This is a genomic window from Lutibacter profundi (assembly GCF_001543325.1).
Taxonomy (GTDB): domain Bacteria; phylum Bacteroidota; class Bacteroidia; order Flavobacteriales; family Flavobacteriaceae; genus Lutibacter; species Lutibacter profundi.
Window position 1 is genome coordinate 1,927,881 of sequence record NZ_CP013355.1, and the last position, 22,302, is coordinate 1,950,182.

General features: G+C 28.1%; 23 protein-coding genes. 15 read left to right on the top strand and 8 right to left on the bottom strand.

Going from position 1 to position 22,302, the window contains the following annotated elements:
• The first annotated feature begins 37 nt into the window (after window positions 1-37).
• Together Lupro_RS08570 and Lupro_RS08575 are read left to right on the top strand one after the other, a co-directional pair.
• The gene (locus Lupro_RS08570) at window positions 38-712 is read left to right on the top strand and encodes a head GIN domain-containing protein (protein ID WP_068208742.1); all 675 of its coding nucleotides are present in this window, start codon (window positions 38-40) and stop codon (window positions 710-712) included.
• Between the two features lie 48 nt (window positions 713-760).
• The gene (locus tag Lupro_RS08575) at window positions 761-961 is read left to right on the top strand and encodes a Sec-independent protein translocase subunit TatA/TatB (protein ID WP_068208744.1); all 201 of its coding nucleotides are present in this window, start codon (window positions 761-763) and stop codon (window positions 959-961) included.
• A gap of 70 nt (window positions 962-1,031) precedes the next feature.
• Here the strand turns inward: Lupro_RS08575 and Lupro_RS08580 are convergent, their stop codons facing one another.
• Together Lupro_RS08580 and Lupro_RS08585 are read right to left on the bottom strand one after the other, a co-directional pair.
• Window positions 1,032-1,349: a heavy metal-binding domain-containing protein gene (locus Lupro_RS08580; RefSeq protein WP_068208748.1), complete on the bottom strand. Its 318-nt coding sequence runs from the start codon at window positions 1,347-1,349 to the stop codon at window positions 1,032-1,034.
• Window positions 1,349-2,266 (bottom strand): SPFH domain-containing protein, encoded by a 918-nt coding sequence (locus tag Lupro_RS08585; protein ID WP_068208753.1) that lies wholly within the window; start codon window positions 2,264-2,266, stop codon window positions 1,349-1,351. Before Lupro_RS08585 ends, Lupro_RS08580 begins: the two co-directional genes overlap by 1 nt.
• A gap of 161 nt (window positions 2,267-2,427) precedes the next feature.
• Between Lupro_RS08585 and Lupro_RS08590 the strand changes: the two genes are divergently transcribed.
• Complete coding sequence (locus Lupro_RS08590; RefSeq protein ID WP_068208756.1) at window positions 2,428-2,775, top strand: 6-phosphogluconate dehydrogenase; 348 nt, start codon at window positions 2,428-2,430, stop codon at window positions 2,773-2,775.
• A gap of 14 nt (window positions 2,776-2,789) precedes the next feature.
• On the opposite strand, the gene gltX is transcribed toward Lupro_RS08590, so the two are convergent.
• A complete protein-coding gene (gene gltX, locus Lupro_RS08595) occupies window positions 2,790-4,319 on the bottom strand; it encodes a glutamate--tRNA ligase (RefSeq protein ID WP_068208758.1) in 1,530 nt (509 codons plus the stop codon).
• A 551-nt stretch (window positions 4,320-4,870) separates the two neighbouring features.
• Here gltX and Lupro_RS08600 point away from each other — a divergent pair.
• The 9 genes from Lupro_RS08600 to Lupro_RS08640 all read left to right on the top strand — a co-directional run bounded on the left by Lupro_RS08600 (window position 4,871) and on the right by Lupro_RS08640 (window position 14,678).
• Window positions 4,871-5,314 carry a hypothetical protein gene (locus Lupro_RS08600; RefSeq protein ID WP_068208761.1) on the top strand — a complete coding sequence of 148 codons (444 nt, stop codon included), beginning with the start codon at window positions 4,871-4,873 and terminating at the stop codon, window positions 5,312-5,314.
• 444 nt (window positions 5,315-5,758) lie between these two features.
• Entirely contained in the window at window positions 5,759-5,953 is a 195-nt protein-coding gene (locus Lupro_RS13445) for a hypothetical protein (protein WP_144439123.1), read from the top strand.
• Between the two features lie 194 nt (window positions 5,954-6,147).
• A complete protein-coding gene (locus Lupro_RS08610) occupies window positions 6,148-6,732 on the top strand; it encodes a sensor histidine kinase (protein ID WP_068208765.1) in 585 nt (194 codons plus the stop codon).
• A 7-nt stretch (window positions 6,733-6,739) separates the two neighbouring features.
• A complete protein-coding gene (locus Lupro_RS08615) occupies window positions 6,740-7,384 on the top strand; it encodes a response regulator transcription factor (RefSeq protein ID WP_068208766.1) in 645 nt (214 codons plus the stop codon).
• A gap of 47 nt (window positions 7,385-7,431) precedes the next feature.
• Window positions 7,432-10,743, top strand: a complete 3,312-nt coding sequence (locus Lupro_RS08620; RefSeq protein WP_068208768.1) for a DUF4175 family protein — start codon at window positions 7,432-7,434, stop codon at window positions 10,741-10,743.
• Complete coding sequence (gene ybeY, locus Lupro_RS08625) at window positions 10,712-11,125, top strand: rRNA maturation RNase YbeY (protein ID WP_068208770.1); 414 nt, start codon at window positions 10,712-10,714, stop codon at window positions 11,123-11,125. Before Lupro_RS08620 ends, ybeY begins: the two co-directional genes overlap by 32 nt.
• 33 nt (window positions 11,126-11,158) lie before the next feature.
• A complete protein-coding gene (gene mnmG, locus Lupro_RS08630) occupies window positions 11,159-13,030 on the top strand; it encodes a tRNA uridine-5-carboxymethylaminomethyl(34) synthesis enzyme MnmG (protein ID WP_068208776.1) in 1,872 nt (623 codons plus the stop codon).
• Window positions 13,031-13,084: 54 nt separating this feature from the next.
• Window positions 13,085-13,945 carry a class I SAM-dependent methyltransferase gene (locus tag Lupro_RS08635; protein ID WP_068208790.1) on the top strand — a complete coding sequence of 287 codons (861 nt, stop codon included), beginning with the start codon at window positions 13,085-13,087 and terminating at the stop codon, window positions 13,943-13,945.
• Window positions 13,946-14,171: 226 nt separating this feature from the next.
• Entirely contained in the window at window positions 14,172-14,678 is a 507-nt protein-coding gene (locus Lupro_RS08640) for an OmpH/Skp family outer membrane protein (RefSeq protein WP_068208798.1), read from the top strand.
• Between the two features lie 221 nt (window positions 14,679-14,899).
• Here the strand turns inward: Lupro_RS08640 and Lupro_RS08645 are convergent, their stop codons facing one another.
• The 4 genes from Lupro_RS08645 to Lupro_RS08660 form a co-directional block, all read right to left on the bottom strand.
• Window positions 14,900-15,229 (bottom strand): hypothetical protein, encoded by a 330-nt coding sequence (locus tag Lupro_RS08645; RefSeq protein ID WP_068208801.1) that lies wholly within the window; start codon window positions 15,227-15,229, stop codon window positions 14,900-14,902.
• Window positions 15,230-15,242: 13 nt separating this feature from the next.
• Window positions 15,243-15,791 carry an HdeD family acid-resistance protein gene (locus Lupro_RS08650; protein ID WP_068208803.1) on the bottom strand — a complete coding sequence of 183 codons (549 nt, stop codon included), beginning with the start codon at window positions 15,789-15,791 and terminating at the stop codon, window positions 15,243-15,245.
• Window positions 15,792-16,069: 278 nt separating this feature from the next.
• The gene (locus Lupro_RS08655; RefSeq protein ID WP_068208805.1) at window positions 16,070-16,465 is read right to left on the bottom strand and encodes a DoxX family protein; all 396 of its coding nucleotides are present in this window, start codon (window positions 16,463-16,465) and stop codon (window positions 16,070-16,072) included.
• A gap of 10 nt (window positions 16,466-16,475) precedes the next feature.
• Window positions 16,476-17,618 carry a DNA polymerase III subunit gene (locus Lupro_RS08660; protein WP_068208808.1) on the bottom strand — a complete coding sequence of 381 codons (1,143 nt, stop codon included), beginning with the start codon at window positions 17,616-17,618 and terminating at the stop codon, window positions 16,476-16,478.
• A 129-nt stretch (window positions 17,619-17,747) separates the two neighbouring features.
• Here Lupro_RS08660 and Lupro_RS08665 point away from each other — a divergent pair, with 129 nt between their 5' ends.
• The 3 genes from Lupro_RS08665 (at window position 17,748) to dcm (ending at window position 21,637) form a co-directional block, all read left to right on the top strand.
• Window positions 17,748-18,935, top strand: a complete 1,188-nt coding sequence (locus Lupro_RS08665) for a phosphoglycerate kinase (RefSeq protein ID WP_068208810.1) — start codon at window positions 17,748-17,750, stop codon at window positions 18,933-18,935.
• A gap of 160 nt (window positions 18,936-19,095) precedes the next feature.
• Window positions 19,096-20,133, top strand: coding sequence for an aldo/keto reductase (locus Lupro_RS08670; RefSeq protein WP_068208813.1), 1,038 nt, complete (start codon window positions 19,096-19,098; stop codon window positions 20,131-20,133).
• 232 nt (window positions 20,134-20,365) lie between these two features.
• A complete protein-coding gene (gene dcm / locus Lupro_RS08675) occupies window positions 20,366-21,637 on the top strand; it encodes a DNA (cytosine-5-)-methyltransferase (protein WP_068208819.1) in 1,272 nt (423 codons plus the stop codon).
• Here the strand turns inward: dcm and Lupro_RS08680 are convergent.
• Window positions 21,583-22,293 carry a PmeII family type II restriction endonuclease gene (locus Lupro_RS08680; RefSeq protein WP_068208821.1) on the bottom strand — a complete coding sequence of 237 codons (711 nt, stop codon included), beginning with the start codon at window positions 22,291-22,293 and terminating at the stop codon, window positions 21,583-21,585. The two genes, dcm and Lupro_RS08680, sit on opposite strands and share 55 nt — an antisense overlap.
• Between the last annotated feature and the right edge of the window lie 9 nt (window positions 22,294-22,302).

Consider the following 22,302-nt stretch of genomic DNA (forward strand, 5'->3'; position numbering starts at 1 on the left):
TGTTTGTTTTTGTAGTTATAAATAAAAATAATAAAAAATGAAAAAACTAGTATTGTTACTCACATTATCATGTTCACTAATTTTTGCACAAAAACCTATTACTAAAAATTTAGGAGATTTTAATACCTTAAAAGTTTTTAATGGATTAACAGTAGAATTACAAAAATCACCAACACCTAAAATTCAAATTACAGGATTAAAATCACATGATGTTGTGGTTAAAAATTCAGATGGAGTATTAAAAATACGTCTTAGATTTCCTGAAGGTTTTACTTCTGAAGATTTAAAAATTGTACTTTATTATGCTACTAATATTGATATATTAGACGCTAATGAAGGTGGTAAAATTGTTTCAGATGAGGTTATAAAACAAAAACACCTTGAAGTTAAAGTACAAGAAGGAGCTATAATTAAAGTTCCTGTTGATGTTAAATATTTAGTTGTAAAATCGGTATCAGGAGGTATTGTTAAATTAAAAGGAACTACACAAAACCAAATTGTTGAAGTTACCACAGGTGGTATTTATAAAGCTTATGAGTTACAAAGTAAGCAAACAACAATTACAGCTGCTTCTGGTGCAAGAGCTGAAGTAAAAACAAGTGAAATTTTAGATGCTAAAGTTCGCTTTGGTGGAACTATTTTTTATAAAGGAACTCCTGAAGTATTAAAAACTAAAAAAATTATTGGAGGAACTATAAAAGATAAAAACTAATTTTAGTTTTATATTTATTACTATCTTTGTATTTTAAAATTTTAAATTATGAATGCATTATATATATATTTAGGTATGGTAGGGCCTTGGCAAATAGTGGTAGTTGTTGTTTTAGTACTATTATTATTTGGAGGTAAGAAAATTCCTGAGTTAATGAAAGGTCTTGGTGGTGGAATTAAAGAATTTAAAAAAGCCGCACAAGAAGATGACGACGATGAAAAAAAAGAAGAAAAAATAGACAAAAAATAGTGATTTAATAACTCAAACAAAAAAACCTGTACAAATTGTACAGGTTTTTTTGTTTTTAAATAGTATATTTTTAGAATTTAATAGCGGTTCCAGAAGCAGTTACCATTAACATACCCCCTTTTGCACCAACAGTTTCATAGTCTAAATCAATACCAATAACAGCACTTGCTCCAAGTTTTTGCGCTTCTTCTTGCATTTCTTTCAATGCAATTTCTTTAGCCTCTCTAAGTACTTTTTCATAAGATCCAGATCTTCCACCTACAATATCTCTAATACCTGCAAAAAAATCTTTAAAAATATTAGCTCCAATAATAGTTTCGCCAGTAACAATACCTAAATATTCTTTAACAGGGTGAGTTTCTAGTGTGTTTGTAGTAGTTAATATCATTATTTTTTAGATTTTTTAGCTGTTGAACTAGATTCGTTTATTTTGTTAGCAGCTACCAAACTGGTAACCATATCATTTAACATAGAACTAGCTGCATTTGGGTTATTTGGTAGTAAAATTAAATTAGAGTTTGTATCTGATCCAATACTTTGTAAAGTATCATAATGTTGTGTAATTACAATTAAAGCAGATGCTTCTTGACTGTTGATACCAGCCCTATTTAATACATCTACGCTTTCTTCCAATCCTCGTGCAATTTCTCTTCGTTGATCTGCAATACCTTTTCCTTGCAAACGTTTACTTTCAGCTTCTGCTTTTGCTCTTTCTACTATTAAAATACGTTGGGCATCACCTTCGTGTTGAGCAGCAACTTTTTCACGTTCAGCAGCATTAATTCTATTCATTGCAATTTTTACATTTTCATCAGGATCAATATCAGTTACCAATGCTTTAATAATATCGTACCCGTAGTTAAGCATAGCTTCTTTTAAGTCTCGTTGTATTGCAAGTGCTATCTCTTCTTTTTTAACAAAAACATCATCTAAAATCATTTTAGGCACTTCTGCACGTACTACATCAAAAATAAAGGCAGTAATTTGTTCATGTGGATTTTGAAGTTTATAAAAAGCATCATACACATGATTTCTTTGAACTAAAAACTGTACTGAAATTTTAAGATGAACAAATACATCATCTTTAGTTTTGGTTTCAACAATTACATCTAGTTGTTGAATTCTTAGGCTTATTCTACCAGCAATTCTATCGACTAGAGGAACTTTTAAATTTAAACCAGATTGCCTAGTACTTTGAAATTTACCAAAACGCTCAACAATTACAACGGTTTGTTGTTTAACAATAAATAAACCAGAAATAATAATAAAAAGAATAGGGATAATCCACACAATAGCTGAAGTCATAGTTTTTAATTTAAAATTAACAATTTATGTAAAGATACAAGTTTAAATGGTTTTTATTAGTAAGTATTATAAAATATAAAAATGTTACAAATACATAAATAATAACTTTTTCAATCATCTAATTCTATTTAATGATTATCTTTATTCTTTATAAATTTCATATGAAAAAAATTATAGTTAGAATTGTAGCAGTTATAGTTATTGGTATTACGTTGTATATTACCTCAATTTACTATATTACTTATAGTGAAGGGTATAGAGCAGGAAAATTAGTAAAAATTAGCCATAAAGGTGTAATTTTTAAAACTTGGGAAGGTGAAATTAGCCAAGGCGTTTCAGATGCTCAAACATTTAAATTTTCAGTAGAAGAAAAGGAAAAAAATGTAATAGAGTCTCTTAAAAATTTACAAGGAAAGAGTGTAAAACTAACTTATAAAGAGCGATTCAGCACTTTTTTTTGGTTAGGAGATACTAAATATTTTGTTACAAAAGTTGAAAAAACAGAGTGAAATTTATTTATATATTATTTCAGATTATCAATTGCATTATTAATTCTTAAAATAGTCTCTTTTTTACCTATCATTTCTGCAATATCAAATAAATGGGGTCCTTTCATAGCACCAACCAGGCACAATCTAAGAGGTTGCATAACTTTACCAAAACCAATTTCTTTAGAAGTTATCCAATCTTTAACGTTAGTTTCAATGTTTTGAGAATTAAAATTTCTAATAGTTTCAAGTATTGAAATGAGTTGCTCCATTAAATCTGAGGTTCCTTCTTTCCAATTTTTTCTGATTGCTTTTTCATCGTATACGGTTGGAGCTTCAAAAAAGAAACTACTTAAATCCCAAAAATCAGTTATGAAAGTGGCACGTTCTTTTATCAATGAAATTACTTTTTTAACATAATCTTTTTTAGAAGAAATCCCTTTTTCTTGGAGTATGACAGTAAACAATTCAGCCAACTCAGCATCTGGTTTTTTCATCATATATTGTTGATTGAACCACTTTGTTTTATCGGGATTAAATTTAGCCCCGCTTTTACTTACGCGATCTAAACTAAAGGTATTACATAATTCTTCTAAAGTAAAAATTTCTTGTTCAGTACCCGGATTCCAACCTAATAGGGCTAACATATTTATAAATGCATCAGCAAAATAACCATCTTCTTTATACCCACGAGAAATATCTCCAGTAGTTTCATTTATATATTTTAATGGGAATACAGGAAATCCTAATTTATCACCATCTCGTTTACTTAATTTTCCTTTTCCAACAGGTTTTAATATTAGAGGTAAATGAGCAAATTCTGGCATTTCCCAATCAAAAGCCTTGTACAATGCAATGTGAAGCGGGAGAGAAGGCAGCCATTCTTCACCGCGAATTACGTGGCTAATTTCCATTAAGTGATCATCTACAATATTTGCTAAATGGTATGTTGGCATTCCATCACTTTTAAACAATATCTTATCGTCTAATAGTGCTGTTTTAAAAGATACCTGTCCTCTTATAATATCTGTTGTTGAAATAGTATCAAGTGTATCTTTAGTTGGGTCGTGCATTTTAAAACGAACAACATATTTATCGCCATTTGCAATTCGTTGTTGCACTTCTTCTTTAGATAAAGAAATAGAATTGGTTAGTTTTTCTCTATTATGCCAGTTATAAATAAATGTTTTCCCTTTTTCTTCATGGTCTTTTCTGTGAAAATTTAATTCTTCAGGAGTATCGAAGCAGTAATATGCTTTTTCTTTTTCTATTAATTTATCTGAATATTGTTTGTATATCTGTTTACGTTCAGATTGTCTATAAGGTCCAAACTTTTCATTTTTATCAGGCCCTTCATCAAAAGGAATGTTACACCAGTTTAAAGCATCAATTATATATTGTTCAGCATTCGCAACATATCTTGTTTGATCTGTATCCTCAATTCTTAAAATAAAAGTACCATTGTGTTTTTTAGCAAATAAATAGTTAAAAAGGGCAGTTCTAACCCCACCAATATGTAAAGGCCCTGTTGGACTAGGTGCAAATCGTACTCTAACGTTATCCATGTTTTGTAAGTTTTAAAATGCAAAGATAATTTTTCAGTACGAAATATGAGCTTATTATTATAAAAAAAGGTTGCTCGAAAGCAACCCTTAAAATCAGCCCAATAAATGATTTTAAAAACCCTTTGATTTTCATCAAAGAATAAGTTTGTGGAGAATACTAAAGGACAATTATATGCATTATTGATGTATTTTTATATGTTTTTTAAAACTTTCCTGTGAATTTGATTTTTTAATAATATGATTTAAAAAGTAAAAATTCAAACTAACTAAAATAATAAGTAATACAATTCCTATATATTTTAATTTTTTACGAGTTAACTTTTTAATTTTTTCAAATAATAACATTGGGGACTTTAATTTAAAAGTAGTTCAAATGTAGTTGTTATACTTAAAAATTTAGGAGGGTAAAACACCTCATTTAAAAGGGGGGATACCCCCTTTTTTATAATTATTTATTATTTATTACAATAATGGTAGATAAATAATATTAAACTATCTGTTAAACTTATTAAAATTGTACTTTTAACAAATCAAATTTTATTTATATAATTATGAAAACTAACTTACCAAAAGGACTTATTACTCCATTAGAGGCAAAAAAATTAAATCAACAATTTGTAAAAACAAGATCTAAAGAGTTAAATAAAATTATTGAAAAACTTGATAATAAACCTAATAAACAAGATTCATTATCGTCATGGTTTTCTTTAGAAGAATTAGAAAATTACATTGCGTATGTAAAACAAGAAGGCGCAAAAAAAGGTATTGATATTGACGGTTTAAGAGTTTATTTTGGGGCTTATGGAAAAAACCTAAAAAATCCAGCAAAAAATAACTATTCTACCATCTTTTTTGTTCCAACTACTCCTAATAAACAGTTCAAATCAAAAAACACTATAAAAGCAATTGTAGGGAGTTCAGATACTGAAAGTATAGACGGTTTAAATTTAGGAACCCTTGGAGACCCTCCTAGTGCTACCTATCCCCAAATATAATATAGAGGTTAAATGTTAAACACATATATATTTAGTATTCTATCTTTTATCACCTTTTTTATTGGTGCAATAACATATAGTAAGTATAAAAATACTTTTTTAAAATATTTTTTATACTTTTTACTTTTTGAGTTTTTAACTGAATTAACAAGTTATTACCTAGGGTTTATTCTTCGAAAAAGCACCTTTTTTATTTTTAATATTTATGTACTAATTAGCGCTATTTTTTATTTAATGCTATTTCGATTTTATATTAAAAGGTATAAAATATATATAAATATTATGATAATAATATACATAATATTTTATGTTTGTAATGTTTTATTTTTGCAAAAAACATTACAAATATTTCAATCTTATTCATTAATTTTAGAGAGTATATTTATTGTTTTAAGTTCGGTGATTTTATTTATAGAGCTTTTGAATAGTGATGATATTTTAAAAATGAATAAATTATTATTATTTTGGATAAGTATTGGTTTACTGCTTTTTTATGTTGGAATTTTACCTATAATTATAATGTCAAGTTTTTTAGAATATAGAGGGTTATTTGATTATATTATTTTACTGCTAAATATAATTATGTACGGTTGTTTTATCACAGGTTTTTTAGTTAGTAAAAAAGAATATAACGTATAGAACATGGAAATAAAAGAAGTACAGCTATTAATTTTAATTACTACCATTATAGTGCTAATTTTAGTTGTAACACTTATTTTCTTTTTTCTTTTTTTCAACAAAAAAAAACAGCATATTTAATTAAACAACGTGAAACTCAACTAAAATTTGATGAAGAAATAAATAAATCTAAATTAGAAATTCAAGAACAAGCTTTGCAAAATATTAGTTGGGAAATACATGACAATATAGGTCAGCTTTTATCAGTGGCCAAAATGCAATTAAATATTGTACAAATGAATTTACCTGAGAAAGAAAAAAATCAAATTATTGAAACAGGAGAAATTGTTAGCAAAAGCTTGCAAGAATTACGAGGTTTGGCTAAATCGTTAAGTCCAGATACTATTAAAAATAAAGGATTACTCGCTTCCATAAAACTTGAAATCGATAGGTTTAACCGTTTAAATGTAATCAATGCAACTTTTAGTACAAGTAATAAATATTATAATTTAAGTAATGAAAAAGAAATAATTTTATTTAGAATTTTACAAGAATTTTGTAACAATACATTAAAATATGCTAAAGCTAAAAATTTAGAAATAACATTTAATTATGCAAAAAATTATCTTGAGATTAATGCAAAAGATGATGGCGTTGGATTTGATTATAATAACAAAAACAATCACACAGGTATTGGTTTGGCAAACATTAAAAGTAGAGCAGCTTTAATAAAAGCTGATATAGATTTAATAGCTAAAGTAAATACAGGAACTAAATTATACATACGTTGCCCAAAATAATCAAAGCATGAAAAAAATTGATATTATAATTGTAGATGATCATTTACTATTTTCACAAGCATTGAATGGTTTAATTTCTAATTTTGACGAGTTTAATGTTATTGACACTTTAAATAATGGGAAAGAATTGGTTGATTATTTTACCAAAAATAATAAAGAACCAGAAGTTGTACTTATGGATATTCAAATGCCTATTATGAATGGTATTGAAGCAACACAATGGTTAAAAAATAATAAGCCAACTATTAAAGTTTTGGCACTATCCATGGAAGCAGACGAAGATACCATTTTAAATATGCTTAGAGCAGGAGCAAAAGGTTATTTATTAAAAGATATTCATCCTACCGTATTGTTGCATGCGTTAAAAGAGATACATTCTAACGGGTTTTATTATACCGAGAATATTACAAATACATTACTAAACTCTATTGATAAAAATGATAAATTAACTAAAATTAAATTAAAAGATAGAGAATTAGAGTTTTTAAAACTAACATGTACTGAAATGACTTACAAACAAATAGCTGAAGTTATGTTTTTAAGTCCTAAAACTATTGAAAACTACAGAGAAGCTTTATTTGAAAAATTGGATGCCAAAACTCGCATAGGGTTGGTGCTTTATGCTATTAAAGAAAAAATAGTTATTCTATAATTTAATTTTAGTTAATTTTAGCTTTTACTAGAATTAAAAATACCGTATTGAGTAATTATAAATACATAGAAGAAAAACTTCAAAATTTTATTCAAAAATTTTATGTAAATGAACTTATTAAAGGATTTTTATTATTTTTTGCTATTGGCTTATTATATTTCATTTTTACACTTCTTATTGAATATTTTTTATGGTTAAAACCATTATTTAGAACACTTTTATTTTGGCTATTTATTATAGTTGAATTAGCCTTACTCATTTTTTATGTTGCTTTTCCAATAGTTAAAATAATTGGTCTTAAACAAGGTATTAATAAAACGGAAGCTTCAAAAATTATAGGGAATCACTTTCCAGAAGTTAAAGATAAATTACTGAATGTAATTCAGTTGAAAAACAGTAAACACAACTCTGAACTTATTGAAGCTAGTATAGAACAAAAATCTAGAGAATTAAAACCAATTCCTTTTATACGTGCTGTTGATTTTACAGCCAATAAAAAATATATTAAGTTTACACTAATACCCATAATAATATGGCTGGCTATTTCCTTAACAGGAAATTCAACAATTTTTAATGATAGTTTTTCTAGAGTAGTTCATTATAAAACACAGTTTACACCTCCAGCGCCCTTTTCTTTTAATATTTTGAATAAATCTTTACATATAATTCAAGGAGAGCCCTTTACTTTACTTGTTGAAACTAAAGGCAATATTGCACCAAATGAAGTGAACATTATTTTTAACAATGAAAATTATTATTTAAAAAATAGAGGCATAGGGAATTTTGAATTTCACTTCCCAGGTGTAAATAAGTCTATTAATTTTTATTTAGAAGCAAATGGTATAATTTCAAAAACGTATAAAATTACTGTTATCCCTACCCCTATAATTACAAGTTTGAAAATGAAGTTGAACTACCCTAGTTATACTGGTAAGAACGATAAAGTTATAAAAAATACTGGCAATACAATTGTTCCTGAAGGCACTAATATTACCTGGCGCGTTGAAACACACCAAACAGACAATGTAACATTCAGTATTGAGAATAAAAATGAGATTGATTTTATATATAATTCACAAGATTATTTTAGTTACTCAAAACAATTATTAAAATCTATTAATTATAAAATTTCATCGTCCAACAAACAACTTATTAATTATGAATCATTAAATTTTACGGTGAGGGTTATTCGCGATGAGTACCCTACAATAAATGTTGAATCTGATATTGACTCTATTAGTTATGGCTCGGTTCAATTTGTTGGACAATTAGGAGATGATTATGGTTTAAATAAACTCCAATTGGTGTACTATAATAAATCGAATCCTGCACAATTTAAAAAACATCAAATACATATTCCTAAATCTACATTTACAGATTTTTATTATGTGTTTCCTGAAGGGATATTGATTGAAAAAGGTATTGAATATGAATTCTATTTTGAGGTTTTTGATAATGATGCCGTTAATGGTAGTAAAAAAACAAAGAGCAAAAAATTTAGATATTACAATAAAACATCAGAAGAACTCAAAGAAGAATTATTAAACAAACAGAAAGAAGAAATAAGCAATATTTCAAAATCAATAGAAAATTCTAAAAAAGCAACTACGAATCTGGAAAAATTTAATGACCAACTTCAAAAAAAAGCTACAATAGATTGGAACGATAGAAAAAAATTAGAACAATTTTTAAAGCGCCAAAATCAGTATCAAGAAATGTTTCAAAAGCAAACGAATCAATTGAACCAGAACTTGAAAGAACTTCCAGTAAATAAAGATTTACAAGAAAAAAAAGAAGCACTGCAAAAACGTATTGAAGAAACAAAAAAATTAGCTGAACAAAACAACATATTAAATGAACTCAATGAGTTGTCAAAAAAATTAGAAAAAGAAGATTTGATAAAAAAATTAAAAGAGTTTACTAAGAAAAACAAACACAATCAAAAAAGTTTAAAACGTATTTTAGAACTAACGAAGCGTTTTTATGTAGAGCAAAAGGCAAATCAAATTGCCGAAAAATTAAACCAGTTAGCCCATAAGCAAGATACTTTATCAACTCAAAATGATAGAGAGAATATGATAGAAAGACAGCAGGAAATTAAAATGGGATTTGAGAATATAAAAAAAGAAATTGTTGGTTTAAAGAAGCAGAATAACAATTTAGAACGTCCAATGAATTTGCCAAAAAATAAACAACATGTTAATGATATTGATAAGGAGTTAGAAAAGGTAAAAAGTAAATTATCAAAACAAGAAAATAACAATGCAAAAAAAAATCAGAGAGCTGCTGCAAAAAAAATGAAGAAATTAAGTCAGTATTTTGAGCAATCTATGAGTGCAATGGAAGGAGAGCAATTAGATGAAAATATAGATGATTTAAGAAAGATAGTAGAAAATTTAATTGAGTTCTCATTTCAGCAAGAAAAACTACTTAATAATTTCTCTAAAATTGATAATGACCACCCAGAATACCCCAATTATTTAAAAAGGCAATATGTGTTAAAAGAATATTTTGAACATATTGATGACAGTCTATATGTGCTGTCCTTACGTTTGGTTAAAATGGGTAGTTCTATTCAAAAAGAAGTATCTAATGTATATTATTATATTGATAAATCTTTATCAAATTTTTCTGAAAATAACACAGAAAAAGGTGTTTCTGACGAGCATTTTACCCTTACTTCCGTAAATAATTTAGCCAATCAATTAAGTAATTTATTAGAAAGTTTAATGAATGCTACACCCAGTATGGGAAAAGGGAAAGGCGGTTCGCAAGAGTTTAGTTTACCTGATATTATTAAAAAACAAGGTGAGTTGTCTGATAAAATGAAGGAAGGAATGAAGAAGGGTGAAAAAGAAGGAGAAAAAAACGGTAAATCATTCGGTAATAAAGGAGAACAATCTGATGAACAGCGTAAGGGTGAACTTTATCAAATTTATAAAGAACAAGAATTACTTAGGCTAGCATTAGCAGAATTATTACGAAAAAATGCTAAAAAGGATGCAGGGTTCAGAAAGGCTGTGAAAAAAATGGAGGAATTGGAAAAAGAACTTTTAGATCGTGGGTTTTCTAAAAAGTTACTTGAAAATATACAACAGTTAAATTATGAATTGTTAAAGCTAGACAATGCAACTTTAGAGCAAAGGGAGCAATTACAGCGTAAATCTAAAACAAATAAAGAAGATTATCAACAGCGAGTAATTAATAAACTAAAACTTCAAAGTCTGTATTTTAATTATAATGAAATATTAAACAGACAATCATTACCTTTGCAAACTATTTATAAAAAGAAGGTGTTAGAGTATTTTAATAAATCTATTAAATCAAATGATTCAATTCAATTACGAAACAAATTTTAAATTAGAAAACGAAGATATTCTAAAAAAATGGATTTCTAGGTGTATTGAATTTCACGGTTTTAAAGAAGGAGAATTGAATTATATTTTTTGTGATGACGAATATTTACTAAAATTAAATATTGAATTTTTAAATCATGATACACTTACTGATATTCTTAGCTTTGATTACACTTTAGGAAAATTAATAGAAGGTGATATTTTTATTTCAATTGAAAGAGTTAAAGAAAATGCTAAAAAATTTAATCAACTAATTGATAATGAGTTAAATAGAGTTATTATACATGGTGTTTTACACTTTATAGGTTATTCTGATAAAACAGCTGAAGAAAAAGAAATAATGCGAAGCGAAGAGAATAAATGTTTAGCATTATTAAAACACTAACAAACGTTCCACGTGGAACAAAACAAATAAATTATGTTTACTACTGTATATGATGTTATTGTAATTGGAGGCGGTCATGCTGGTAGCGAGGCTGCCGCGGCAAGTGCCAATATGGGATGTAAAACATTATTGATTACCATGAGTTTGCAAAACATAGCCCAAATGAGTTGTAATCCTGCTATGGGTGGTATAGCTAAAGGTCAAATCATTAGAGAAATAGATGCTTTAGGCGGCTATAGTGCTATAGTTACTGACAATACGGCTATTCAGTTTAAAATGCTAAATAAATCCAAAGGGCCTGCAATGTGGAGTCCTAGAGCTCAAAGTGATCGTATGCGTTTTTCTGAATTTTGGAGGCTAACGCTTGAGAAAATAAATAACATCGATTTTTATCAAGATAATGTTACAGATTTACTTTTTGATGGAAATAAAATAGCAGGTGTCAAAACATCTTTGGGTGTTACAATTAAATCTAAAACTGTAATTATAACTGCAGGTACTTTTTTAAATGGACTTATTCATATTGGGGAAAAAACTTTTGGTGGAGGTAGGGCTGGTGAAATTGCTTCTGTTGGTATTACAGAAGCTTTGGTAAAAGTTGGTTTTGAATCTGGTAGAATGAAAACAGGAACACCTCCAAGGGTTGATGGAAGATCGTTGAACTATTCAAAAATGATTGAGCAGCCTGGAGATGATAACCCTGAAAAATTCTCTTACTTATCTAGTACAAAACCTCTAAAGAAACAACGTTCTTGTTATATGAGTTATACATCAAAAGAAGTGCATAATTTATTAAGAACAGGTTTTGAAAGATCACCTATGTTTAACGGTAGAATTCAAAGTATAGGTCCAAGATATTGTCCTTCAATAGAAGATAAAATTGATAGGTTTGCTACTAAAGAACGGCATCAGTTATTTGTTGAGCCCGAAGGGTGGGATACCGCTGAAGTGTATGTAAATGGATTTTCAACTTCTTTACCAGAAGATGTTCAGGATAAAGCCTTACGTAAAGTTGCTGGTTTTGAAAACGTGAAGTTTTTCAGATATGGTTATGCTATAGAATATGATTTTTTTCCGCCAACGCAATTGTCACATACACTAGAAACTAAATTAATAAAGAACTTATATTTTGCTGGGCAAATAAATGGCACTACCGGTTATGAAGAGGCAGCAGCTCAAGGTTTAATGGCTGGAATTAATGCTGCTTTAAATATTCAGGAAAAACCACCTTTTGTTTTGAAACGAAATGAAGCATATATAGGTGTTTTAATAGATGATTTAATTACAAAAGGAACTGAAGAGCCTTATAGAATGTTTACGTCAAGAGCAGAATATAGAACTTTATTAAGGCAAGATAATGCTGATTTACGTCTAACACCTCTGGGTTTTAAACTAGGTTTGGCTTCACAAGAGAGAATGGATAGGGTTATAGAAAAACAACAAAAAACAGATTTATTTGTAAAATATTTAACAGATACTAGTATTAAACCAGCCGAGATAAATCCAATTTTAGAAGATAAAAATACTGCTAAAATTTCTCAATCTATGAAGTTATTTAAGATAGCTGCTAGGCCACAATTAAATTTTAATGACCTTAGAAAATTAACCAAAGTTGAAGCTTTTATTGAGGAAAATAACATTGATAACGAAATAGTTGAACAAACAGAAATTCATGTAAAATATGCGGGTTATATTGCAAAAGAAAAAAATCAGGCAGATAAGTTAAACAGATTAGAAAATGTTGTTATACCATCAACTTTTGATTATTCTAAAGTAAAATCATTATCCATTGAAGCTCGTCAAAAGCTTACAAAAATAAAACCCGTAACTATTTCACAAGCAAGTAGAATTAGTGGAGTTTCCCCAAGTGATATTTCTGTTTTGTTGGTTTATATGGGAAGATAAGTTTTGATGTTCCACGTGGAACAGATTAATGATTTTTAAATTAAAGTTTATTAAATGATTACCCAAGAAAAAATTTATTTAACATGTGAAGACTACACTGTATCAAACAAAAAATTTGATTTGTTATACAATTCAGAATTTGAAATGCTTGAAACTTTTCCAAAACCTGTAGGTAAAGAATTAGCTTCTTACTATGAAAGCGAAAACTATATTTCACATACTGATTCTAAAAAATCTTTTATAGATAAGTTATATCAAATTATAAAAGGATACACTTTAACTAAAAAGTTAAACTTGATAAATTCTTTCAAAACAAAGCAAAAAAACTTATTAGATGTTGGATGCGGAACAGGTGATTTTTTATTGAATTGTAAAAATAACGGATGGAATGTAGTAGGAGTAGAACCAAACGAAAACGCGAAACGTTTAGCAGAAACCAAATTAAGCTTTCATAATATTTCAAAGATATATACAGATTTAACAGAAATCAAAACTAAAAAGTTTGACGTAATAACTTTATGGCACGTGTTAGAACATGTTCCAAATTTAGAAACATATCTTTTAAAAATAAAAGCAATGTTAAAACCCAATGGAATTTTAATTGTAGCAGTTCCAAATTTTAAAAGTTATGATGCACTTTATTATAAACAATTTTGGGCGGCTTTTGATGTGCCAAGACATTTGTGGCATTTTTCTAAAACAGCTATTCAAAAATTATTTTTTAAACAACAAATGCGTGTTGTAAACATACTTCCAATGAAATTTGATTCTTTTTATGTTTCTTTATTAAGTGAAAAATATAAAACAGGAAAAAGCAATTTTATGAAAGCTTTTTATGTGGGGTTTGTATCAAATTTAAAAGCATTAAAAACAAAAGAGTATTCTTCGTTAATTTACATCATAAAAAACAACTAAAAACTATTTTAAAGAGATTTAAGAGTGTTTTTACAGATTTTTATAGAGAACTATTGTAAACCCTTAAAATTATCTTTAACGCGTTATTATAAAGCCGTTTTTTATAAAAAAATATTATTACATCAAGGTAAATAATAAAAAATTCCAATAGTAGTAAATATTAAACTAAACTTGGATTTTTGTTTATATATTCGCAGAAATTTTTATCAATTTCAAAACACAAAATATGAAAAAATTATTAATTGTAATTGTTGCATTTGTATTTGCATCGTGTAATCAAACCAAAATAGCTTATATAGATATTGAAGTTTTAATGAAAGATTATGAAGCAACAAAAACATTAGAAATACAAATAAAGGAGAAACAAGAGAAAATGACTAAAGAATTAGATAGTATTGCAATGCCCTTTAAATTAAAAGTACAACAGTATTATCAAAAAGCTCAAAACATGTCTGCTCAAAAAAGAGCTCAAATTGAGCAAGCATTGCAACAAGAACAACAAATTATACAAGCACAACAACAACAAGCATCACAAGTATTGCAACAAGAAAATCAAGAAAACTACAAATCAATTACTAAAAAAGTTGATAGCTTGGTTGAAAGTTATGCAAAATCCAATGGTTATCAATTGATTTTTGGAACTTCAGGAAAAGGTACTGTTATGTATGGAGACGAAGCACTAAACGTTACAAAGGACGTTTTAAAAGTTTTAAACTCAGAATTTTCTAAATAATTTTATAACCTGTTAATACACAGGTGATTAAAGAGGATGTCTAAAAAGTGTCATTCTGAATGTAAATGAAGAATCTCCTTGAAATTAAACACTTATATATCAAGATGTTGAGATTTTTCACTTTGTTCAAAATGACAAGTATAATTGCTTTTCAGACAGCCTCTTTTTTTACGCCAATTTAATTTTAAAACATAGCAATTTAGTGAAAGAATAAATTTCTTTTATCTTTTTCTTTTATATTCGTAATCTTTACGTTCTAGCTCGTATCGCCTTTTAACTGTTTTTTTAAATTCATTGAGTAATTTTGTTACAATGGTAAGAATATCTTTTCCCTCTTCGGCAACTATAATTTTCTTACTTTTTAAATTAATTGAAGCACTTACTTTATAGGTAGATGATGAATGATCAAAAATAATTTCAAGTACTAAATCTTTATTATATTTTTTAAATAATTCATGAAAATAGGCACTTTTTTCTTCACAAATTTGTTCTACTTCATTGCGATAGCTATCTTCAACTTCTTTTAAATTTTTAAGTTTTAATTCAATCATAATAGTTAAATTTTTAGTAGTTAATATTAACTTTTCTAATTCGAAATCCGAACAGTATGGCTACAACTCCTAGGATTCCCATAGGAATACTTACGAGATATACAATACTAGCAATGGCAAAAACAGGATTTATTATAATTAACACGCTAAAAATAAGCATAATAACACCAAAAAAAAGTATTAACCACCACTCTTTTATTGCCATTTTTTTTAGTATCCATGAAAAAGTTATTTTTGAAATTGCACTAAACATAAGCCAAAAGCCAGTAAAAAATATCAATGCTTCAGCTGATAAATGTGGCTGTAGTATAAGAATAACACCTAAAATAGTTTCTAAAATGGCAAACATTAAATTCAATTTCCAGTCCTCAAAAAAATTTCGATTACGAACAGCAAAAACAATGTTTGATACCCCGTTAAAAGCAATAAGCCAGCCAAAAAATAATGTTAAAGTAATAAAAGTAGCAACTGGCTGAGATGCTATATAAAAAGAACTTGTAACCAATAATGCGCCCAAAAGAACAGGTATCCACCAATGTTTAATTTTAGTTGTTAATTCCATAATTTTTAAATTTTTAAATTATTATTATTTGTTTCCATTCAATTTTTATTCCACATAAAAAACAAGAAATATTTTCATTAGCCAATTAAAAAAGTAATGACAAATTGTCATTTAAAGTAACAAACAATTGTTAAAAATAATTAAATATAACAAATACAAATGTATTGACCTGAAATTTAGCGATATAACAATATTAATGGTATTTATTTCATTGTAGATGTTATCTTCCTTTATGGAGTAAGCATCATTTTATAACACAAGAAGAAATATTAAGTACATTAAGTTAATAAATAAATACCAATACTATTTAAAATAAAGTAAACGGTAATATTCATAGCGCCTTGATAATCTTTTGTTAAACGCTGACCAATTAAAAATTGTAATAATGTAATTGCAGAAATTTCTAAACCAATTTTTGCTATGGTTAAAGAGTTCTCATTAACTAAAAAATAAAGCCCAACTACTAATAAAATTAGAGCTATAATTTCAAATATTAAGATATTTAATAATAAGAGAGGTATTATTTTTCGAAGTACCGTTTTTTTAAAATGATTTGTATAGTATATAATAGTTCCTTTCCAATCACTTAATTTTTCAGTTACAGATAAGAAATAAGTGATAATAAAAAATAATAAAATTAATATTTCTACCGAATGACTATTAAAAAGAGACATTTATTAAGAGTTAAGATTCTTCTTTTACGTGTAAAAGACGTGTTAATTTAATTGATAAATCTAACAAAATTATTTTTGCATTACCATTTCTTTCAATGTGATAAATAGCATCACTAATTTCTTTAGTTATTTCTAAAATATTAGCGCTATGAACAAAAGGTGCAAAATTTTCTATTTTAAAACTAGGTGTTTTAGGTTGTAGATAAACTAAAGAAGCAGCATTGTAATTTAATAAAAGAGCTTGTCTAAAAAATTGTAAACAGTAGTTTAAAAAACGTTTTTGGGTTTCTCTACCGGTTTTTGAAATGGTTTCACTCCACTCAATTAATTGCTGAATAACAGCCGCATTTCCCTTTGCTTTAAAGGCAGCTCTTACCCAAATAATAAACCATTGTTCAAATTGCTCATCTGCATTATCATTGTGTAGTAAATGCAATGCTTTATTAAAATTTCCATTTGCTTGATTGGCAATTTGTTGAGCTATTGGTAAATCTGTTCCTTGTTTCTCAATCAATCCTTTTACTATTTCTTCTTCGGGTAATAGTGGGAAATGTAAAATTTGACAACGAGATTTTATGGTTGAAATAATTTGCTCTTCATTTTCAGCAACTAATAAAAAAACTGTTTTTTTTGGAGGTTCTTCTAGTAATTTCAACAATTTATTTGCTGCTGAGATATTCATTTTTTCAGCCATCCAAATAATCATTATTTTGTATCCACCTTCGTACGATTTTAATTTCAAAGCCTTTACAATTTCTTCAGCTTCATCTACACCAATTTGCCCTTGTTTATTTTCGATACCTATAGTTTGAAGCCATTCAAATAAGTTTCCATAAGGATTTAAATGAATAAAACTTCTCCAATCTTCTAAAAATAAGTTACTTACAGGGTGTTTTTTAATAATATCATTGGTTGCTACAGGGAAAGCAAAGTGTAAATCTGGATGTATTAATTTAGCACACTTTAATTCACAAGATTCTTTATGATCACTTGTGCTACACAAAATATATTGGGCATAAGCTATTGCCATTGGTAAAGCTCCAGAGCCTTCTTTTCCTACAAATAATTGCGCATGAGATACTCTACCATTGTTAGTAGATTTTATTAAATGGCTCTTTAGATGTTCTTGACCTAAAACTTCAGAAAAATTCATTAAAGCGAAAGTAAAACATTTTCAACAAATGAAATTCTAAATATTTTAATTTTTAATGAAATCGGTTTCGTAAAAAATTTAAAGTCTTAGTCTAAATTGAATTATATTTGTATTCCTAAATTTTTAATAATGAAAACAATGAATGAAATAAATTTTAAAGGAAAAAAAGCATTAATCCGAGTAGATTTCAACGTTCCTTTAAATGAAAATTTTGAAGTTACTGATGCTACAAGAATTCAATCTGCAAAACCTTCAATTCGTAAAGTTATAAAAGATGGAGGCGCAGTAGTATTAATGTCGCATTTAGGAAGACCAAAAGGAGTTGAAGAAAAATTTTCTCTAAAACATATAGTGAGTAAAGTTTCAGAAGTATTAGGCGTTCAGGTAAAATTTGTTTCTGATTGCGTAGGTGAAAAAGCTGAAAAAGCAGTAGCCGAATTAAAAATGGGTGAAGTATTGTTATTAGAAAATTTACGTTTTCATCCAGAAGAAAAAGCAGGAGATGTTAATTTTGCTAAACAGCTTTCTAAATTGGGCGATATTTATATTAACGATGCATTTGGAACTGCACACAGAGCACATGCTTCTACCACAATTATTGATCAGTTTTTCCCCAATAATAAATGTTTTGGTTTTTTATTAGCAAAAGAAATTGAAAGCATTAAAAAAGTACTGGAAGAAGGAAAAAAACCAGTTTTAGCAATTTTAGGTGGTGCAAAAATATCATCTAAAATTACTGTAATTGAAAATATATTAGATAAAGTTAACCATTTAATTATTGGGGGTGGAATGAGTTTTACCTTTGTAAGAGCACAAGGCGGAAAAATAGGCAATTCAATTTGTGAAGACGATAAGCAAAAGTTAGCACTTCGTATTTTAAAACAAGCTAATGAAAAAGGAGTTCAAATTCACCTTCCTGTTGATGTTGTTGCCGCAGATGCTTTTAGTAATGATGCAAACACACAGATTTGTGATATTAACAAAATTCCAGATGGATGGCAAGGATTGGATGCAGGACCAAAATCGAGAGAACTATTTAATGATGTTGTTTTAAAATCTAAAACAATACTATGGAATGGTCCTTTAGGTGTTTTTGAAATGGAAAATTTTGCAGGCGGAACTATTGCTTTAGGAAATTCCATTGCTGAGGCTACTAAAAATGGCGCTTTTTCATTAGTAGGCGGAGGAGATTCAGTAGCTGCTGTTAAACAATTTGGTTTTGCTAATAAGGTAAGTTACGTTTCTACAGGCGGCGGTGCAATGTTAGAAAGTTTGGAAGGTAAAACATTGCCAGGTATTGAAGCTATGTTAAAATAATAATTGATAATGTTACACGGAGCTTGTTCAAGTGTGTTTAACTATCTCATATAAAAACCACTTTCTATAAAATAGAGGGTGGTTTTTATTTATTTAACTTGTAGAAGTTGATATACAATCTAAAAATAGTACATTTGAAAGTTAAAAAAAGACGAATAAAATGAAATATACAACCATACAAAACACCAATATAAAAGTTAGTAAAATTTGCTTAGGAACTATGACTTTTGGTGAGCAAAATACTGAAAATGAAGCACACGAACAACTAAATTACGCACTAGAAAAGGGAATTAACTTTATTGATACCGCTGAAATGTATTCAGTTCCCGGAAGAAAAGAAACACAAGGAAGTACCGAAAGATTTATAGGAAGTTGGTTACAACATCAAAAAAGAGAAAATTTAGTTATTGCTACTAAAATTACAGGTCCAAGTCCAGGATTAAGTTATATTAGAAATAATATGGGGTTTTCTAATAGCGCAATTGATGATGCCCTAGAAAAAAGTTTAAAACGACTTAAAACCGACTATGTTGACGTGTATCAATTACACTGGCCAGAACGAAGTACAAATTTTTTTTCTCAACGAAATTACAAACATAATTTTAATGATAAATGGGAAGATAACTTCAAAGAAGTTATTGAAAAATTAGATTCGCTGGTAAAAGAAGGTAAAATTAGACATTACGGAGTTTCCAATGAAACACCTTGGGGTTTAATGCGCCATTTAGAAGAGAGTAAAAACAATAATTTAACCCGTTGTAAAACCATTCAAAACCCATATTCTTTATTAAACAGAACATTTGAAATTGGTTTAGCTGAAGTTGCTATGCGCGAAAAAGTAGGCTTGTTAGCCTATTCACCAATGGCATTCGGAATGTTATCAGGTAAATATTTAGATGGCAAAATGCCAAAAAACGCACGTTTAACATTATTCCCTGTTTTTTCAAGATACAACAGCAATGAATCTCGATTTTTAACTCAAAAATATGCCGATTTAGCGAAAGAATTAAACATTAGTTTGGCGCAATTATCACTAGCATTTGTAACACAACAACCATTTGTTACCTCTAATATTATTGGAGCAACCTCAATGGAACAGCTCAAAGAAAATATAAGTAGTATTCATGTAAAACTCACTGAAGAAACATTGAAAAAAATTGATGAAATTCAAGAGTTACAACCAAATCCAGCTCCATAAAAAGATAAAATAATATTTTGGGTGTTACCCTTCGGGTCAGACTTTTACTACTCGCTTTTTTGTTGTGAAAAACACAAAAAAGAGCTCAAATAATAGCCTGTGCTGAGCCCAGTTGAAGCATTCAATCCTTAATGCGAATTCGCATTCATATACTATAAATAAAATCTAAAATATAAAGGTTTATTCTATAAAATTTTAATAAATTTGTAACCATTGTTTAATGTTGTGTAATATGGTTATGAAAGATTATTATTCTATTTCAGAAGTTGCGAAAATTTTAGGTAAAAGTAAAGAAACTCTACGGAGATGGGATAGAGATGGAAAATTTATTGCCCTTCGTGAACCTATTAGTGAATATAGAATTTACAAAAAAGAACAAGTAAATGCCCTTTTAGAATTATTTTCTGGAGAAACAGAGGATACAATTAACAATTCAGTAACTCCTTTAAAAGAATATAAAGTTTTAGAATTATTTGCCGGAGCGGGAGGCTTAGCAATTGGTCTTGAAAAGTCGGGGATAAAATGTGAAGCATTAAATGAAATTGATAAATGGGCTTGCCAAACCCTTAGAGAAAATAGACCAAACTGGAATGTTTTAGAAGGAGATATTAGAAGTTTTGATTTTACAAAATATGCCAATAAAGTAGAAATTGTAACTGGAGGTTTCCCCTGTCAAGCATTTAGTTATGCTGGAAAAAAATTAGGCTTAGAAGACGCAAGAGGAACTTTATTTTATGAATTTGCTAGAGCTGTAAAAGAAGTAAATCCATTAATTTGTATTGGAGAAAATGTAAAAGGATTACTATCTCACGAAAAAGGGAAAACATTAGACGGAATGTTGTCAATTTTAGACGAAATAGGGTACAATGTTGTGCCTATTCAAGTTTTAAAAGCTGTAAATTATAGAGTTCCACAAAAAAGAGAGCGAATAATTTTGGTTGGAATTAGAAAAGATATTGAAATAAAATACGAATATCCAAAACCGCATCAAACTATTTATAATTTATCTGATGCTTTAAAAAAAGGTGAATTGTATAATTGTGATGTTCCAAAGTCTGAAGGCTCCAAGTATCCACAACATAAAAAAGAAATTTTAGATTTAGTTCCTCCAAAAGGATATTGGAGAAATTTACCCATAGAAATTCAAAAAGAATATATGGGTAAAAGCTTTTATTTAGGAGGAGGAAAAACAGGAATGGCGAGGCGTATTGGCTGGGATGAGCCAAGCTTAACCTTAACGTGTAGTCCTGCTCAAAAACAAACAGAACGATGTCATCCAGATGAAACACGCCCATTTACAGTTAGAGAATATGCACGTATTCAAACATTTCCTGACGAATGGAAATTTATGGGTTCTATCTCCCAACAATACAAGCAAATTGGGAATGCTGTACCTTGTAATTTAGGACAAGAAATAGGATATTCTATCGTGAAATTTTTAAATAAATATTATTCAAAAGTGAATAAATCAGAAGCTTCAATATCTTTAGCTAAAGTAGTATAGCCCTTTTTAAAAAAGTCTTCAGTATCAAGGTTTAAAATCATTGTATCTAAATTAGAAACTAACTTATTATAAAAAGTTGGAAACCCGGTTATTCTATGCCAAAACTCTTTACCAATTACCACTGGAAATTGTTGGTTAATTTTTTTATAATGTTGGCTTAGCTGCTCTTCATTTCCGTAGAGAACTCCTAAGATTAAATCTGAATTATTTAGGTGAATAGCATTTGTTCTTGCTAAGTTTGTAACGGTTGTAAATTTTTTAAGTAAAGGATTTACATCTTCTGAATTTATAGTGTTTGGGCCAGATTTTAATTGACACCATTTTTTCCTTCCATCAATTTTATCAGTGAATTCAATATCCATTCCTTTAATTAAAGAACCTTGAGCTAAATTTAATTCTACAAACATATTTTGGATTCTAGTTCCAAATGAAGTGTTTATAGACGTTCCTAATATTCTTGGATAATAAAGGGCTTTTGCAATTCCAATTGGTGTAAAATCATTTTCCAATATTTTAGATAAATATTTTACAATAATTGGGTTTATTTTATAAGATTTAAGTTTTGAGTGTGTTTTTAAAGAGTTTATTTTGTGGTTTTCAAAAATTTTATCTTTAAAGTACGTTGTTATTATTCCTAAAAGGTGATTTTCATTCATAACACAATT

Coding starts and splice junctions, on each gene's coding strand:
- Lupro_RS08570 (WP_068208742.1), top strand. CDS start 38: ATGAAAAAACTAGTATTGTTACTCACATTATCATGTTCACTAATTTTT.
- Lupro_RS08575 (WP_068208744.1), top strand. CDS start 761: ATGAATGCATTATATATATATTTAGGTATGGTAGGGCCTTGGCAAATA.
- Lupro_RS08580 (WP_068208748.1), bottom strand. CDS start 1,349: ATGATATTAACTACTACAAACACACTAGAAACTCACCCTGTTAAAGAA.
- Lupro_RS08585 (WP_068208753.1), bottom strand. CDS start 2,266: ATGACTTCAGCTATTGTGTGGATTATCCCTATTCTTTTTATTATTATT.
- Lupro_RS08590 (WP_068208756.1), top strand. CDS start 2,428: ATGAAAAAAATTATAGTTAGAATTGTAGCAGTTATAGTTATTGGTATT.
- gltX (WP_068208758.1), bottom strand. CDS start 4,319: ATGGATAACGTTAGAGTACGATTTGCACCTAGTCCAACAGGGCCTTTA.
- Lupro_RS08600 (WP_068208761.1), top strand. CDS start 4,871: ATGAAAACTAACTTACCAAAAGGACTTATTACTCCATTAGAGGCAAAA.
- Lupro_RS13445 (WP_144439123.1), top strand. CDS start 5,759: ATGAATAAATTATTATTATTTTGGATAAGTATTGGTTTACTGCTTTTT.
- Lupro_RS08615 (WP_068208766.1), top strand. CDS start 6,740: ATGAAAAAAATTGATATTATAATTGTAGATGATCATTTACTATTTTCA.
- ybeY (WP_068208770.1), top strand. CDS start 10,712: ATGATTCAATTCAATTACGAAACAAATTTTAAATTAGAAAACGAAGAT.
- mnmG (WP_068208776.1), top strand. CDS start 11,159: ATGTTTACTACTGTATATGATGTTATTGTAATTGGAGGCGGTCATGCT.
- Lupro_RS08635 (WP_068208790.1), top strand. CDS start 13,085: ATGATTACCCAAGAAAAAATTTATTTAACATGTGAAGACTACACTGTA.
- Lupro_RS08640 (WP_068208798.1), top strand. CDS start 14,172: ATGAAAAAATTATTAATTGTAATTGTTGCATTTGTATTTGCATCGTGT.
- Lupro_RS08645 (WP_068208801.1), bottom strand. CDS start 15,229: ATGATTGAATTAAAACTTAAAAATTTAAAAGAAGTTGAAGATAGCTAT.
- Lupro_RS08650 (WP_068208803.1), bottom strand. CDS start 15,791: ATGGAATTAACAACTAAAATTAAACATTGGTGGATACCTGTTCTTTTG.
- Lupro_RS08655 (WP_068208805.1), bottom strand. CDS start 16,465: ATGTCTCTTTTTAATAGTCATTCGGTAGAAATATTAATTTTATTATTT.
- Lupro_RS08660 (WP_068208808.1), bottom strand. CDS start 17,618: ATGAATTTTTCTGAAGTTTTAGGTCAAGAACATCTAAAGAGCCATTTA.
- Lupro_RS08665 (WP_068208810.1), top strand. CDS start 17,748: ATGAAAACAATGAATGAAATAAATTTTAAAGGAAAAAAAGCATTAATC.
- Lupro_RS08670 (WP_068208813.1), top strand. CDS start 19,096: ATGAAATATACAACCATACAAAACACCAATATAAAAGTTAGTAAAATT.
- dcm (WP_068208819.1), top strand. CDS start 20,366: ATGGTTATGAAAGATTATTATTCTATTTCAGAAGTTGCGAAAATTTTA.
- Lupro_RS08680 (WP_068208821.1), bottom strand. CDS start 22,293: ATGAATGAAAATCACCTTTTAGGAATAATAACAACGTACTTTAAAGAT.